Origin of the sequence: Thalassotalea sediminis (assembly GCF_030295915.1) — a bacterium.
Lineage (GTDB): Bacteria > Pseudomonadota > Gammaproteobacteria > Enterobacterales > Alteromonadaceae > Thalassotalea_C > Thalassotalea_C sediminis.
This window is the reverse complement of the sequence record NZ_AP027361.1, coordinates 1,575,374-1,591,627: the sequence shown is the minus strand read 5'-3', so window position 1 is coordinate 1,591,627 and position 16,254 is coordinate 1,575,374. Positions and strand designations below refer to the sequence as shown.

The following is a 16,254-nucleotide window of genomic DNA, read 5'->3' as shown; positions in this document are numbered from 1 at the left end:
AATTAAATGTCTAAAACACTCTCTTCCCACGATCTCAAAAAGATCAATGCCAAGAAAAAACAATTAACTTGGGGAGACGTGCCACCCATCTATCAATTAACAAGTAGTGCACTCAGTGAAATAGACAGTATACTCACACATGGTTTTGATAGTCCCTTTCGACAAATTTTAGACAAAGAAACATGGAACTTGCCCTTTTTAGGAGGCAAGAGAGATGAACAAGGCGAAATAACGGTACAACGAAAACCTAAAATAGCGCTGCAACACATTTATACTAAACATAGTTACGAACTCCATTGCTTTCCCATGATAAATGGCGAACAAATGCAATACGGTATTCATAAACATCCAAAATGTCCTTTCATACATTGGGAACCAGAATCTATGCAGCTACTGTTTAGAATAAATTCATTGGTGTCTTTTATTATATTTGCTTACAAAAAAGGCGATGCTGCTGATCAAGCTCTGATCCGTTTCGCTCACTTTAAAGTTATGGAATTAATCGATATATTAATGGAATCATTTGAGATTGTAGACGTCATAGGTTATAACATCGCACAATTTTGCCAAGAAATTGGGCTTAGAAGTCACGTAGATTAGTGAGTTTAAACTTGTATAAGATAAAATCAGCTGTGTTATCGCATCGTTCATTCCCTCGTTCACCTTTTAAATCGCTTATTCATTCAGCGCTTTTAACGTGCGCATTTTTTTCTAGTCAACTCACTGCACAAGACAACAATAAAAACACATTACCTAGCATAGGTGGTGCCGGTTTAAGTGCGTTATCAATAGAAAAAGAGCGCCAAGTAGGCGACGCAATGATGAGACAACTTCGTGCGACACAGCCAATTGTCCATGACCCTATACTCATTGAATATATCAATGACCTTGGCAATAGAATGGTGCGAAATGCAACTAATGTTAACTACAACTTCAAATTCTTTTTTCTTAATAACCAAGAGCTGAATGCTTTTGCATTTTTTGGTGGTCATATTGGTATACATACAGGGTTACTAACAGCTGCAGATACTGAAAGTGAGTTAGCCTCTGTTGTTGCTCATGAAATTTCACACGTTACGCAACGTCACTTGGCACGTAGATTAGAGTCACAACAGCAAAGTCAATCACTAACAACAGCAGGACTAATTTCGGGCATACTACTTACATTGGTCAACCCAACAGTAGGTATGGCTGCCTTAAGTACCAGTCTTGCAGCTTCTCAACAAGCGGCAATAAACTACACTCGAGGTAATGAAAAAGAAGCGGATCGTGTTGGCATTAAACTTTTAGTTGATAGTGGTTTTGACCCAATGGGCGCCCCAAACTTTTTTGGTAAAATGGCAGAAACCTACCGTTATACAAGTAAACCACCAGCGATGTTATTAACGCACCCCTTACCTGAAGCCCGAATTGCAGAAGCGCGCGTACGCGCTCAAAATTATAGGCCGAGAGTGATTACACCAAGCTTGGCATTTTATTTAGCGAAAGCGCGTATTGAAGCTCGTTACCAAGGAGAGGCAAAAAATAATATATTGCTTTTCAAAAAACGCATAGATAAAAAGCAATACACCTTTAAATCTGCTGCCGAGTACGCATTAGCGGTTGCCTACTTTGAAAATAAAGAGTATGAAAAAGCAAAACAAATTCTATTATCGCTGTTAAAAGAAGATGAGCACAATTTATTTTATATCGATGTATTAACAGACGTATATATCAGTACCAAACAGTTTGATAATGCCATAACCATGCTCACGAAAATGAATGCGTTAATGCCAAATAATCAGGTTGTTGTGCTTAACTACGCCAACGTATTAATCGAAGCAGAAAAATTTCCACAAGCTGAGGTATTATTAGAAGAGTTTCTAATTTTAAACCCTAACAGCTACATCGCTTATGATCTTCTTACCATCGCTTATCGTAAGCAAGATAAAATGGCGATGATGCATGCAACGAAAGCTGAGATACTCGCGTTACTCGGCGGATTCTCTCGAGCTGTCGATGAACTACAAACAGGTTATAATTATGCGGATGATGCTCCGTTGATACGCAAACGTATCAAAGCGCGAATTTTACAATTTCAATCTCAAGAAGAAAAACTCAAGCGATTAAGTCAATAGGAAAATTATGTTAACAATATACCATAACCCAAGATGCTCTAAGAGCCGCCAAACATTACAACTGATAGAAGACAAAGGCACAGAGGTTGAAATAGTCGAATACTTAAAAACACCACTAAATACGACACAAATCAAGCAAATTATCGACAAACTTAATGTTTCTCCTATTGAAATGATGCGAACAAAAGAAGTTGAATTTAAAGAGCAAAACTTAAAAGGTGCTGATGATAATACGTTGATCAATGCGATGGCAAATACGCCAAAACTGATCGAGCGTCCGATCGTTGTTAAAGGTGACCAGGCTATCATTGGCCGTCCACCCGAAAACGTATTAGCCTTATTGTAAGATCTCGACAAATGAAGCAATACTTTTCAACACAACAGCACAAAAAAATAGCCTTAACTGGCTATTTTTCATTATTAATATATATGCCTTTATGGCTATTATGGCTCAATCCCTCAGATAGTCTTTCTCCGACATTAAACATGATTTTCTTTGTTATACCTTTGCTGTTTCCTCTTAAAGGCATGATTCAAGGGAACCCTTATACATTTGCTTGGTCAAATTTTATTGTTATGTGGTACTTCTTGCATGGACTAACGACGTTATGGGTATCATCTACTGACTTTTTCTGGGCAATAGTCGAATTAGTTTTTGCAACAATGATGTTTATTTCAGGCACTTATTACGCAAAATACCGTGGTCAAGAATTAGGTTTAAGCCTTCGCAAAACAAAAGATAAAGAACAATAACTACGTTATTAACATTTATTTAACAAATGTGGTAATATTTTACTGAATCAATTAATGTAGTTTAAGAATCATGAAAAAATCTATTATCGCAATAACATTAGGAATAGCCCTCTCTGCTTGTGGTGGCGGGGGTTCTTCTTCGTCTAAAACACCGACAACACCAGTTACGCCAACCCCTACAACGCCTACGACAGATAGTGCCGAAATTATTCAGCTAGAAGAAACAGTCGCTATCGGCCAGTCTACAGAATTAGTGCTTTTTGCACCTGATAGCTCAATTAGTAATATTAAATGGTCACAAACGGCAGGTAATAGCACTCAGTTTTATGCGATGAACAGTAAGGTCATCGGCTTTACCCCGACGGTTGCTGGCGATTACAGTTTCGAAGTAACGTATACGGAAGACGGCAGTTCGGAGAAGTCACTTTCAATCGACTTTACGGTAACAGAATCAATTGCGCCTTTAACAGCGCGTTTAGGGCATGCCGTTATAGAAGGTAATGGTGTGTCTATAATTTCGTATAGTCTCTCGACAAGTGCCAATAAAGAGCAAGATCAAAACTCATTGACTTGGACTCAAACTGCAGGTCCGAATGTTCAATTCACCGCAGACAGTACGAATGGCAAAGTTGCAGTATTTTTTGATGCACCTAATGTAACTGAAGATACACTGCTTTCATTTACCGTATCAGGGTCGGTAAACGGGGAGACTGTGTCTGACGAAATTGCTATTTTGGTTGAAAATGCTAACACTCCATTGGGTAATGAAGGCTATGTTCCTTTCCCTGAGCGTGTTGCCGACGTGTTTTTATACAATGAAAATTCCTCAGCAGGTCAAAAACTAATTGATTGCGTGTACTCAAATAAAGCCTCGTACAGTACGTCATGCAATTTCAATCAAACCCCGCTTATCGCGCATATCTCTGAAACGCCTTCGGTAAACGATATTATGGATCGTGTTGTTGTTTCCCACAAATGGATGGGCGATCAGTTTAAGAAATTTCTTGAACAGTACGACGAACATAATGATTTTAAAAACTTATTGAGAGCAACCACAGCGGTTGTCTTATCTTATGACGTTCGTCCTTCTTTCTATCATCCATATACAGGTGCTATTTATCTTGATCCGAGTGATTTATGGGAAACACCTGAACAACGCGATACCATAAATCAAGCACCAGATTATCGCGCAGGATTTGGTAGTGAATTACAATTTGAAATTCCGTGGCGATACGTAAAAAACAATCAATATGCGAGCTTTTATTACCCTATTAGTGAGCGTATTACACGGAGTATGTCTGCTGCAAAATATGACTTTGCTTCATTGCTTTATCACGAACTTGCACATGCTAACGACTACTTCCCATCAACAAGCTGGGCTGAATTAAATGGTGATCCAGCCACTTTCTTAACGTTAGTAAACAACTTATTTACTGATAAAGAGATTCAATCAGATGACTTACAGCGTGCATTGCCTTTAGATCAAGGCTGGGCAACCGGTGAGCAAAATAACATGACCAAACTTGGTCAAGTACGTTTTCAAGATCCAACCTTGATTACTGAAACACAAAAAGCTTACTCCATGGAAGATGTTGCCAATATGTTCAAAACAGAAGGCGCACCTCAGTTTTATAGTTATAGTTCAACACGCGAAGACTATGCGATTTTATTCGATGGCTTTATGATGAAAGTACGTTATGGCGTTGACCGTGATGTTGCTGTAAGTGATCAAGACTATGATGACATTGTATGGGGACAACGTGGCCGTGAAGGTGAACCACAAATAAAACCGCGAGTACAGTTTGTAACAGAACGCATTATTCCTGAGTTTGCTACTGAAGCAATTGAAATTTTGGAAAATATGCCTGCAGCTACACAGCTTGATACAACTAAAAGCTGGAGAGACAGTATTGAGCTCGTTGATAGTGCTGAGAATACATTAGCGAACCGTTTAGCAGTTAAGTCTAAACAAGTTGACCCTCGTTTACTGCCTAAAAATGGTGAAATTCGTCATGGTAATGGCCGTAAATTTGTTTACTAATTTACATAAACTACGACAATAATACTTCTTTAATAAAGGGAATAGTGATGCGTCGCTGTTCCCTTATTGAAGCTTTATCTAACGTTTCCAGTGCTGCCAGTAAACTCGTCATTTCTCGGTTAATTCTTGCCAACAAAAATCGCCCTACTTCATCACTAATGTAAAGACCACGTTGTTGTGCTCGGCACTGCAAAGCTTCAAGCTTTTCATCATCAGACAACGGCTTTATTTGCATAACATGTCCCCAGCTTAAACGAGACGCTAAATCAGGCAAAGTTAAACCCAACTCATTAACGCCTTGATCACCTGAAATAATGATGCGTTTATCTTGTTCTATTACCCGATTGTAAAGGTCAAAAATTGCTTGTTGCCATGATTTATCTTGGCTAACAAACTGAATATCGTCTAAACAAATGACGTCAATGTTCTCTAACCCTTGCAACATTTCAGGAGAAAGCTGATCTTTTTCGCTAAATGAAAGGCAAACTGAGCTAAGATTTATGCCTTGCGCAAATGCACAACATGCATGCAATAAATGTGATTTTCCTACACCGTGCAACCCAAACAAGTAAGCACTATGAATACCTGAATCTATTAATTGCTCTTGCGCAATAAAACTCGATAATAGTTTACTTACTGGTTCATTGATTACAGAACGATAGCTTTCAAACGTTTCGTCATCGGGTAAATGAACTGACAGTGATAGCTGAGGAGTTGGACTCAAAGCGACTCCCAATGAAATAACGGTGTTCCTTGCATAGAGGCTGGGTCAAGAGGATCAACATAACGTTTTAGCGATTTGTTGAGTTTAAGTGCAGATAAAAACGCTTGTTCAGAACCGAGCAACGATAGACTAAATCGTCTGGTATTGCCATTAGCTTTCACCAACTTTACTGCTTTTACCGACGATAATTGTGACAAGAAATTTGTTATTTCAACATATTGGAATAAGCTGTCCACGTTAGCAACATCAATAATAAAATCTTGTTTAGTATCCGTAGTCACCGCATACCGATTTGCGACCATATCACTTATTTTACTGAGCGTTGATGCCAATAATGCGTGTTTATCTTTACCATAAACCCGCTCACCGAGATGCGGGATCACATCAGCATTGGCCATAGATAAGAAGCTCCAATCAAGCGCCACAACATTTTCGCAGTTTGTAAGGCAAGCTTCCTTAGGCATAAGGTGCTGATCTAGTAATAAACTATTATCAGACATCCTAATAACTACAATAGCCTCAGGTTGATAGCGTAAAGAAGCGCGAATAATAGGCTGAATAAAACGCCCCCAGACCTCAGATGTTGATATTTGATTATTATCGGTTAAATCCATCATTGGCATAATGAAAGGCAATCCACGATTGTCTTCAACAGTTTTAATCACACTATTTAAAGGCGATTGACTATTAGCGCTTACTATTTCACGCGTTAACTGCCGCTCTTCAACCATCCATATCACAATTTGTGGACGCAAACTGCCCCAAATAGGTAAATTGGCACCTACAAATAATTGGTTTATTTTCGCTTCGTCAAAAGAGACGACAAGCAAATTTTGTTGATTTTTTCGTTCATAACGAAAGTTATTAACAAAAGATTTATAACGAGCACGTTGTTGCTTAATAATAGGGTTTTGTAGTATCCCCTTCTGCCCGCTCACTTTTACTAAGACGATATCCAATGCGTCTTTAAACGCCGCATTTCTATCCGTAATACTTTGTGACGCAACAACAACACGCGCAAGATATAAATCCTTCACTTCCACTGCTCGCGCATTTTTAAAGGCCGTTAGGCTTAATATTACCAATATAAAAACTAAAAAACTTCGCATGGTAAGATCAACAAAAAACTGTTTCATAACCATTATGTTACCACAACAAATTACCGCTAAAAATCGATAAATACCGTAAAGAAAAAAATATTTTATTGAAAAGATTCTCAGCAAGCATTTGCACTGGTAGAATATGCGCTCTTTATCTCTGTTCTGAGCAGCAGACAATATCAAACGGTTACAAATGAGGTTTCCCCGTGAGCGAAGAAAAGCAGTCACTTAGTTATAAAGATGCTGGTGTAGATATCGATGCAGGCAATGCACTAGTTGAAAATATTAAAGGTGCGGTAAAGCGTACCACACGTCCAGAAGTGATGGGTGGCTTAGGCGGCTTTGGCTCTGTATGCCAACTTCCTACAGGTTATAAAGAACCCGTACTTGTCGCTGGAACTGACGGTGTTGGCACAAAACTTCGTTTAGCAATTGACCTTGAAAAGCATGATACTGTAGGAATTGATCTTGTTGCCATGTGTGTCAACGATCTTATTGTTCAAGGTGCAGAGCCATTATTCTTTTTAGATTACTATGCAACAGCAAAATTAGATGTCGATGTAGCCTCTTCTGTTGTGAGTGGTATTGCAGAAGGATGTGTTCAATCTAACTGTGCATTAGTCGGCGGTGAAACAGCTGAAATGCCAGGTATGTACCACAAAGGCGATTACGATATTGCAGGATTTTGTGTAGGTGTTGCAGAAAAATCACGTTTATTAGACGGCACGAAAGTAGCAGCTGGCGACCAATTAATTGCACTTGGTTCATCAGGCGCACATTCGAATGGTTACTCATTAATCCGTAAAGTACTTGAAGTTAACAATACAGATACAAGTGAATTACTCGATGGTAAATCGATTGCTGATCGTTTATTAGAGCCGACTAAAATCTATGTAAAATCAGTACTTGAATTATTGAAACAAGTTGATGTTCATGCCTTGTCGCATATTACTGGTGGCGGGTTCTGGGAAAACATTCCTCGCGTATTACCTGAAAGTGCACAAGCAGTCATCAATGGCAATTCATGGCAATGGCCAGTAATTTTTAACTGGTTACAAGAAAAAGGTAACATCACTCGCCATGAAATGTATCGCACTTTTAACTGTGGTGTTGGTATGATCATCGCTGTACCTGCTGATCAAGTTGAAAACAGTTTAGCAATTTTAAAAGCACAAGGTGAGAACGCTTGGCACATAGGTGAAATTGCTGAGTTAAGCCAAGATGGTGAACAAGTCGTCATCAATGAGGACTAATTCATCAATGAAATCTCGAATCCTTGTGCTCATATCAGGCAGTGGTTCTAATTTGCAGGCGATTATAGACGCCTGCAAATCTACTAACTACCCTGGAGAGGTTGTTGGGGTGATATCTAATATCGCTGACGCCTATGGCCTCACTAGAGCCAGTAACGAAAAAATTAAAACAAATGTACTCTCCCATCGCGAATTTAACTCGCGTGAAGACTATGACGACGCCCTTATCGATGTTATCGACAGTTATCAAGCTGATGTTATTGTGCTAGCAGGTTTCATGCGTATATTAACTGAAAAATTTGTTAACAAATATGCGGGAAAATTATTGAACATTCATCCATCATTGCTGCCTAAATATCAAGGATTGAATACTCATCAGCGCGCAATTGATGCTGGTGACAAGACACATGGTGTTAGCGTTCACTTTGTTACAGAAGAATTAGATGGTGGTCCAGTAATATTGCAAGCTAAAGTACCAATATTTGAAAATGACACTGCTGAACTTTTGGCGAGTAGAGTACATGAACAAGAACATCGTATATACCCGCTAGTGGTGAGATGGTTTTGTGCCGGAAGACTCGCAATGCAAGGAGATACAGCAATATTAGATGGTAAACCATTACCAAAAAGTGGTTACGCTAACGAAGAATAATAAAAATTTAGGGGTAATTATGATTAAAAAGTATTGTATAGCAGCATCTATACTGTTGTGCTCATCTATCGTTAATGCACAAGTAAGCAACAATGAAAAAGATGAAGTAAGCAAAATAGCAATTACCCCGTTTACTGCTGAATATAGTATTTTGCATAAATCATCACCTGTCGGAAAAGGTACCCGGTCGTTAGAAATCATTGATGATGGCCTTTATGAATATAGCTACCAGACCAATATTGAATGGCTTATTTTTTCGGATGAACGACAAGAACGCTCACTGCTAGCAATAGACAAGTATGATGTAATCCCAAAAGCCTATTATTATGAACGCACCGGTACCGGAAGCGATAAATCTTATCAATGGCGATATAACATTGACGAAAATCGCGCAACCAATGTGAAAGAAAATGTTACGTTAAATATTGATTTTCCTGAAAATATCCAAGATAAGCTAAGTTATCATTTACAAAACCGCTTAAAGTTAATTGAAAATCCAGAACAGAAAGTATTTGTTTACCCTGTTATATCAACATCTGGTAGTATCAAAAACTACGTTTATCAATATGATGGTAAAGAAGAGCTTATGTTACCCTACGGTAACGTAATGACAATTCGTTTAAAGCGTGAAGTTATCGAGAAAAAACGTGTAACTTATGCTTGGTTCGCTCCCGAATTAAACTATGTACTTGTAAAACTTTACCAAGCAAAAGCTGGCGCAGAGCAATTTGAAGCACAACTTACCAGCTTAAAAACACCATAGTTAACCTATTTTGGTGGGTGTTTGCCCTTTAAGTATTGGTTCACCAAGTTTAAATAACAACCACTCACCTGCTTGCATTTTATGCCAACGCTCATCATCCGTTAATGGTTGAGTAGCAATCACAGTTACGACATCATTTGCAGTAGTAACTTGTTGAAAATCAACAATCATTTCGGCATCTATTAAACTCGCCTCGCCAAACGGCGCTCTTCGTGTTATCCAGTGTAAGTTGTTTGAACAGTACGCAAATAAACAGTCACCATTAGACAAGAGTAAGTTAAATACACCTAAACGATTAATTTTTTCGCTAAGTTCAGCGATAAAAGCAAACAGATCTTGATCGCTTGGTTCTTGGACACCAAACTGTATATAAATTTGATCAAGTATCCAGCAAAAAGCATGTTCGCTATCTGTTGTACCTACTGGAATATGGTATTTAACCGGTAATGATTGCGCATAGTCTTTCAATTGTCCATTATGCGCATATGTCCAGTTTTTCCCCCACATTTGACGAGTAAATGGGTGAGTATTCTCTAAACACACAGCACCAGAATTGGCCTGCCTAATATGACATATTACCGCTTCGCTCTTGATAGGATATTCAGTCACTAACGTCGCAATTGGTGATTCAGCACTCGGTAATGGATCTTTAAAACTGCGACACCCTTTACCTTCGTAAAAAGTGACGCCCCAACCATCTTTATGAGGACCTGTATTACCACCACGTTGCATTAGACCACTAAAGCTAAAACAAATATCGGTTGGTACATTTGCACTCATTGCTAAAAGTTCACACATAGGTTTTAAACAGCATTAAAATAGAGTACTTAAATGATAACATTTTAGTGATTATATTTGTCTATCAAATTTAAGCTGAGATTTAACGTTGTACTTAAAAAATGAAACCTAAACCACATCGATTAAATACATCGGACTTACGTAACAATTTGTTAAAGGCTTTGCCTGAATACAAAACACAAATTAACCGCTATATTATAGAAATTAAGCATTGAAAAGTTCGAATAAGCGATCTATCCTTAATAAGTGGTCAGACCTCTACAACATAAAGGTGTAATGTGGAAATATTAACTTGGTTTATTTGCGCAATCGCGCTAACAGGCTTTATGGCGTACAACCGCGCCTCTCTCTCATCATATACAATATCATTTGCCGTATTAATGGCATTAGGTACGGTATTTCAAGCTGTCTCTTTATTTGGTTGGCTGCTATTCGCCATTTTCGCCATACCACTAAATATTAGTGACGTTCGCAAGACATATATTAGTTTACCATTGTTAAAGATGTTTCAGAAAATTATGCCTGAAATGTCTCGTACAGAGAAAGAAGCTATTGACGCTGGTACAACATGGTTCGAAGCAGATCTTTTCCGTGGTAACCCAGATTGGCAAAAATTACACAACTACCCTGCTCCTCGATTAACAGCTGAAGAACAAGCGTTTCTTGATGGTCCTGTAGAAGAAGTGTGTAAAATGGTTGATGACTGGGATACAACCCACAATCGCGCTGACATGTCTCCAGAGGTGTGGCAATATTTAAAAGACAATAAGTTTTTCGCCATGATCATCAAAAAGGAATATGGTGGCTTAGCCTTTAGCGCATTCGCACAATCACGCGTACTACAAAAACTATCTGGCGCAAGTACTGTACTAGCAAGCACGGTGGGCGTACCTAACTCTTTAGGGCCTGGTGAATTATTGCAACATTATGGAACTAAAGAACAACAAGATCATTATTTACCGCGATTAGTTAAAGGTGAAGAGATCCCTTGTTTTGCTTTAACTAGCCCAGAAGCCGGTTCAGACGCAGGTGCAATTCCAGATTTTGGTGTTGTTTGTAAAGGAGAGTTTAACGGCGAAGAAGTACTTGGTATGAAACTCACCTGGAATAAGCGCTACATTACTCTTGCGCCTGTCGCTACAGTATTAGGTTTAGCATTCAAGTTAAGCGACCCAGACGGTCTAATCGGTGACACCGAAGATCTCGGTATCACCTGTGCATTAATTCCAACGGATCTTGATGGTGTAGAGGTTGGTAGACGTCACTTTCCATTAAATGTGCCATTCCAGAATGGTCCAACAAAAGGAAATGAAGTTTTTGTTCCTTTAGATTATATCATTGGCGGCCCTAAAATGGCTGGTCAAGGCTGGCGTATGCTAGTGGAATGTTTGTCTGTTGGCCGCGCAATTACACTGCCTTCGAATAGCGCAGGCGGTATAAAGTCAATCGCACTTGCAACAGGTGCATATAGCCGTATTCGCCGCCAATTTAAGTTACCTATAGGTAAAATGGAAGGTGTTGAAGAAGCACTAGCACGTTTAGGTGGCAATGCCTATTTAATGGATGCCGTAACAACCATGTCAACGGGAGCGATCGATTTAGGCGAAAAGCCGTCAGTTATTTCGGCAATTGCGAAATATCACTTAACAGAAAAAATGCGTAGTTGTGTTACCGATGCGATGGACATTCACGGCGGTAAAGGCATTTGTATGGGGCCAAATAACTATCTAGCACGCGGTTATCAAGGTGCACCTGTTGCTATTACTGTGGAAGGTGCCAATATTCTTACTCGAAGTATGATCATATATGGGCAAGGTGCTATTCGTTGTCACCCTTACGTTTTAGCAGAACTAGAAGCTGCTAATAATGAAGATCCTAATGAAGCACTAGCAAGCTTTGATCATGCCTTGTTTGGACATATTGGCTTTGCGATAAGTAATATTACACGCACAAAATGGCTCGCATTAACAGGTGCTCGGTTTACCAGTGCCCCTTTTGGTGATCATACGAGACGCTACTATCAATTAATGTCTCGCTTTAGTGCCAATTTAGCGATGCTATCTGATATCGCTATGTTAACACTTGGTGGCGATTTAAAACGTAAAGAGCGCATTTCGGCACGATTAGGTGATATTTTAAGTTACCTATATCTTGCTAGCGCCAGTTTAAAACGTTATCACGATCAAGGCCGTCAACATGCAGACATACCTTTAGTTAACTGGGCCGTTGAAGACAGTTTATACCGTACACAGCAAGCAATTGATGAACTAATAGGTAACTTTCCAAATAAATTTGTAGCTGTCGCCTTGAGGTTAATGATATTCCCATTTGGTACTTGGTTGAAAAAGCCATCAGATTTGACGGATCATCAGGTTGCACGTTTACTTCAAACGCCTGGTGAAGCAAGAGATAGGCTTGGAGCTGGACAGTATTTATCGGATGACGGCACAAACAACTTCGGTGTTTTAGAAAGCGCGTTAACCTTATTAATTGCATGCGAACCTATTTACGACAAAGTGTGCAAAGCATTAAATGAGAAAATGCCATTCTATTACTTAGATCGCGTAGCAGAAAAGGGATTAGCAGAAAACGCTATTTCGCAGGAAGAAGCGGACATGTTAATCAATGCAGAGAAGCTAAGATTACAAGTTATAAACGTTGATGACTTTGATCATGATGAACTTGTTTCAGGCGTTTATGCTAATTCAATGTCTTAGTGGTAATATATTATGTGTTAACCACCATTAAAGCATATTGTTAAAATAAACTATCAAGGCCTAAAGTTGCACATCTGCCACTTTAGGCCTTTTCACAATAACGAACTAAGAAAGCGATACACAAGCACATTAAAAGCCAGTAGAATAACCGCCAGTTTTGTTAGTATTTATCTTGTAACATGTTGTCATTTCTACCTTCTTTCATCTTAATGCCAATTTCATTTACACTTTTTTGTTTTAATTTGGCCCTTTGCGGCTCGCTCGTTTTTGCAGGCGGGTTATTAAAACTTCTTATTCCCTTACCCGTTTTTAGGCGCAACCTAGCTTACCCAATGAATTTTTTCTATCGTTTATGGGCACTCATAAATTATTTGCTGATCTGTACGTTTAATAAAGTTTCTTGGACAATTAAAGGTGACGAGAACCTAGACAAAAACTCGTGGTATTTAATGATTGCAAACCACCAAAGTTGGTTGGATATTTTTATTTTGTCTCATTTTGCACGCACACGAATACCAGAACCTAGATATTTTTTAAAAGATTCATTGAAGAAAGTTCCTTTTGTAGGTATGGCTTGCTGGGCCTTAGATATGCCTTTTATGCGCCGTTATAGTCGTAGCTACCTCAAAAAGAACCCTCACCTTATCGGTAAGGATATTGAGACGACAAAAAAGTCTTGCCTTAAGTTTAAAAATCAACCAACGACAATTATCAATTTTGTAGAAGGGACGAGGTACACTGAAGAAAAACATCGTCGCCAAAACAATAAGTTTCAACACTTACTTACACCTAAGGCAAGCGGTATTGCTTTTACGATGCAAACCATGGGTGAACAGTTTGATAAAATTTTACTGGTTTCGATTATTTACCCACAAAACCCCGGTCATATCATGAAAGATATGCTTAAAGGTAAGTTAAAAGAAGTGGTTATAGATATTGAACAAATAAATAACAGTGAACTGCTGCGTGGTGACTATAATAATGATGTGAACTATAAACGTGACTTTCACCGTTGGTTAACACAGCTATGGCAACGAAGCGATACAAAAATTAACAATTATCTTACTAAGTAAGCGCTTTCAATCCCTTGGTTTTATTGAACTAAAACGTAAAAAACGTTAATTTATTGTTACATAAATAACTTTGGAAAGTCTAATGTCGCTTATAAAGGAAAAAAACGTTGTCAAGCGCCGCTCTAAAGGCGAACAGACAAGAAATCAAATACTGAATGCTGCTATCGAAGTATTAGCAGCTAACGGTATAAAAGGGACTACTCACCGCGCGATAGCAAACCAAGCTCAATTACAATTATCACTTACCACGTATTACTTTAAAGATATTCAAGAATTAGTTCATGAAGCTTTCTTACTAAGCTCAAATCGTACGCTCGAAAAAGCACGTCTTGCTTGGTTACAAATCTTTGAGTTACTGGATAGTTATACTAAAACGCAGTTGAAAAAAGGGTCTATTCGTCGTGAACTCGCAGATACCTTATCAAAAATAGCTACAGATTATTTAATCAATAAATTAAAAGAAAACCCAGTAGATTTAGCAGTAGAACAATTTTTATTCACAGAAGTGCAAGTATCCCCGGCTCTAAGACAACTTGCAACAAGTCACCGAGATACACTTATTGCTCCTTTTGAGAGGCTTTGTGGGTATTTTTCTCCTGAAACAGCGACTATTGATGCCGATATTTTATTGACCGTATTTACACAGCTCGAGTATAGAAATCTCGTTGCTCCTAAAGCTGTAGATGTCGATTATATCTACAGTATTGTTGAACGACTATTAATGGCCGTTTTACGTGTAAAAAGAAAGTCAGATTAATACAATACTATTTGTACAAAGGTTCAAAAACCAAGTAAAGTAATTACCTGATTTTTCAAATTTTCGGTCGAGGACGTAGTGAACTTTAAACAGCAGGTAGAAAATCACAAGGCGTACTTCAATACGCTAGTTACCAGAGACATAAACTGGCGAAAAGCACAGTTACGCCAAATAAAAAAGCTGGTTCAAGAAAATGAGCAAGAGTTCATTGCAGCCTTAAATAAAGATCTAGGCAAACCAAAAGTTGAAAGCTGGATTACAGAAATTTCATATGTTGCTGGTGATGTAGATCACGTATTGAAACGACTCAATAAATGGGCAAATAGTCGGCGCGTATCGACTCCCATTGTTGCTCAACCTGGGCGTTCTTATATTCAGCCAGAACCATTAGGAACGGTATTGATCATTGGTGCATGGAATTACCCTGTACAATTAGTGTTAGCACCGCTAGTTGCCGCTGTATCTGCAGGTAACTGCGCAATAATTAAACCTTCCGAACTAGCGCCTGCTACCTCTTCTTTGCTCGCAACGCTTATTCCGCAGTATTTGGATAATCAAGCGTTCTCAGTCATTGAAGGTGGCGTTGAAGAGACAACTGAACTACTAACGCATCCGTTTGATCACATTATGTATACCGGAAACGGTCAAGTAGCGCGTATTATTATGGCTGCAGCCGCTAAGCATTTAACGCCTGTCACACTAGAATTAGGGGGTAAAAGTCCAGTTTATATCGATAGTAGTGCAGATATTACAATAACAGCACAACGCCTTGCGTGGGGTAAATGGATGAATGCAGGGCAAACTTGTATTGCCCCTGATTACGTATTAGTGCAAAAAGATGTGTTGCCACAGCTTTTAACAGCTTTACAAAGCCAAATTAGTACAATGTTTGGCAACGATCCTAAATCAAGTGATTCTTACGGCCGTATTATCAATACACGGCACTGTGAACGAATTGCTAGTTACCTTGATACTGGTGATATTGTCCAAGGTGGTGAAGTAGATATAAATGAACGCTATATAGCTCCTACCATTGTCGTAGATCCGGCGTTAGATAGCGCACTAATGACCGAAGAAATTTTCGGTGCGATTCTCCCTATCATAACAATTGATAGCTTTAGTGAAGCAAAAGCATTTATTACACAGCGTGATAAACCATTAGCCTCATACCTGTTTACCCGCGATAAACAACAAGAATATCAATGGGCTAATGAAATTAGTTGTGGCAATTTATGCATTAATGATGTGATCATGTTTAATGCCGTCCCTGATTTACCTTTTGGTGGTGTTGGCCCTAGCGGTATGGGCCAATATAGTGGTAAAGCAGGCTTCGATAATTTTAGCCATTTAAAGTCAGTATTAAAGCGCCCTTTTCTAAAAGATCTCCCCGTGCGTTTCGCACCATACACAAAGTTAAAATTTAAGCTGCTTAAATTAATTAGACACTTATAACGGTATAGTTAAGACAAATCACATGAAAAATAACGATAAAAAAGCGCCTTGCGG

At 38.8% G+C, this 16,254-nt stretch carries 15 protein-coding genes; 12 read left to right on the top strand and 3 right to left on the bottom strand.

The genetic code is table 11. The features are described from left to right. The first annotated feature begins 6 nt into the window (after nt 1-6). From QUE09_RS07185 to QUE09_RS07165, 5 genes are all read left to right on the top strand, one after another. Nucleotides 7-600, top strand: a complete 594-nt coding sequence (locus QUE09_RS07185; RefSeq protein ID WP_286235517.1) for a hypothetical protein — start codon at nt 7-9, stop codon at nt 598-600. Between the two features lie 11 nt (nt 601-611). Then, on the top strand, nt 612-2,117 hold the full coding sequence (bepA, locus tag QUE09_RS07180) for a beta-barrel assembly-enhancing protease (protein WP_286235516.1): 1,506 nt from the start codon (nt 612-614) through the stop codon (nt 2,115-2,117). A gap of 7 nt (nt 2,118-2,124) precedes the next feature. Beyond that, entirely contained in the window at nt 2,125-2,463 is a 339-nt protein-coding gene (gene arsC, locus QUE09_RS07175; protein WP_286235515.1) for an arsenate reductase (glutaredoxin), read from the top strand. A gap of 11 nt (nt 2,464-2,474) precedes the next feature. Next, nucleotides 2,475-2,870, top strand: a complete 396-nt coding sequence (locus QUE09_RS07170; protein WP_286235514.1) for a DUF2069 domain-containing protein — start codon at nt 2,475-2,477, stop codon at nt 2,868-2,870. Nucleotides 2,871-2,940: 70 nt separating this feature from the next. Further along, nucleotides 2,941-4,911, top strand: a complete 1,971-nt coding sequence (locus tag QUE09_RS07165; protein ID WP_286235513.1) for a hypothetical protein — start codon at nt 2,941-2,943, stop codon at nt 4,909-4,911. A gap of 10 nt (nt 4,912-4,921) precedes the next feature. On the opposite strand, the gene hda is transcribed toward QUE09_RS07165, so the two are convergent. Next, on the bottom strand, nt 4,922-5,635 hold the full coding sequence (gene hda / locus QUE09_RS07160; protein ID WP_286235512.1) for a DnaA regulatory inactivator Hda: 714 nt from the start codon (nt 5,633-5,635) through the stop codon (nt 4,922-4,924). Then, the gene (locus QUE09_RS07155) at nt 5,632-6,771 is read right to left on the bottom strand and encodes a DUF2066 domain-containing protein (protein ID WP_286235511.1); all 1,140 of its coding nucleotides are present in this window, start codon (nt 6,769-6,771) and stop codon (nt 5,632-5,634) included. The genes hda and QUE09_RS07155 overlap by 4 nt, the downstream gene beginning before the upstream one ends. A gap of 170 nt (nt 6,772-6,941) precedes the next feature. Here QUE09_RS07155 and purM point away from each other — a divergent pair, with 170 nt between their 5' ends. Genes purM through QUE09_RS07140 form a run of 3 tightly spaced genes read left to right on the top strand, consistent with a single transcriptional unit; the run spans nt 6,942 to nt 9,403 of the window. Continuing rightward, complete coding sequence (gene purM / locus QUE09_RS07150) at nt 6,942-7,988, top strand: phosphoribosylformylglycinamidine cyclo-ligase (RefSeq protein ID WP_286235510.1); 1,047 nt, start codon at nt 6,942-6,944, stop codon at nt 7,986-7,988. A 7-nt stretch (nt 7,989-7,995) separates the two neighbouring features. Continuing rightward, nucleotides 7,996-8,640, top strand: coding sequence for a phosphoribosylglycinamide formyltransferase (gene purN / locus QUE09_RS07145; RefSeq protein ID WP_286235509.1), 645 nt, complete (start codon nt 7,996-7,998; stop codon nt 8,638-8,640). Between the two features lie 19 nt (nt 8,641-8,659). Continuing rightward, nucleotides 8,660-9,403 (top strand): DUF3108 domain-containing protein, encoded by a 744-nt coding sequence (locus tag QUE09_RS07140; protein ID WP_286235508.1) that lies wholly within the window; start codon nt 8,660-8,662, stop codon nt 9,401-9,403. On the opposite strand, the gene QUE09_RS07135 is transcribed toward QUE09_RS07140, so the two are convergent. Next, complete coding sequence (locus tag QUE09_RS07135; RefSeq protein ID WP_286235507.1) at nt 9,404-10,201, bottom strand: class II glutamine amidotransferase; 798 nt, start codon at nt 10,199-10,201, stop codon at nt 9,404-9,406. Nucleotides 10,202-10,479: 278 nt separating this feature from the next. Here QUE09_RS07135 and fadE point away from each other — a divergent pair, with 278 nt between their 5' ends. The 4 genes from fadE to QUE09_RS07115 all read left to right on the top strand — a co-directional run bounded on the left by fadE (nt 10,480) and on the right by QUE09_RS07115 (nt 16,200). After that, a complete protein-coding gene (gene fadE, locus QUE09_RS07130) occupies nt 10,480-12,918 on the top strand; it encodes an acyl-CoA dehydrogenase FadE (protein ID WP_286235506.1) in 2,439 nt (812 codons plus the stop codon). A 179-nt stretch (nt 12,919-13,097) separates the two neighbouring features. Then, on the top strand, nt 13,098-13,991 hold the full coding sequence (gene yihG, locus QUE09_RS07125; RefSeq protein ID WP_286235505.1) for a 1-acylglycerol-3-phosphate O-acyltransferase, YihG family: 894 nt from the start codon (nt 13,098-13,100) through the stop codon (nt 13,989-13,991). An 82-nt stretch (nt 13,992-14,073) separates the two neighbouring features. Then, nucleotides 14,074-14,748 carry a TetR/AcrR family transcriptional regulator gene (locus tag QUE09_RS07120; protein ID WP_286235504.1) on the top strand — a complete coding sequence of 225 codons (675 nt, stop codon included), beginning with the start codon at nt 14,074-14,076 and terminating at the stop codon, nt 14,746-14,748. 78 nt (nt 14,749-14,826) lie between these two features. Further along, nucleotides 14,827-16,200 carry an aldehyde dehydrogenase family protein gene (locus tag QUE09_RS07115; RefSeq protein WP_286235503.1) on the top strand — a complete coding sequence of 458 codons (1,374 nt, stop codon included), beginning with the start codon at nt 14,827-14,829 and terminating at the stop codon, nt 16,198-16,200. The last annotated feature ends 54 nt before the right edge of the window (nt 16,201-16,254 follow it).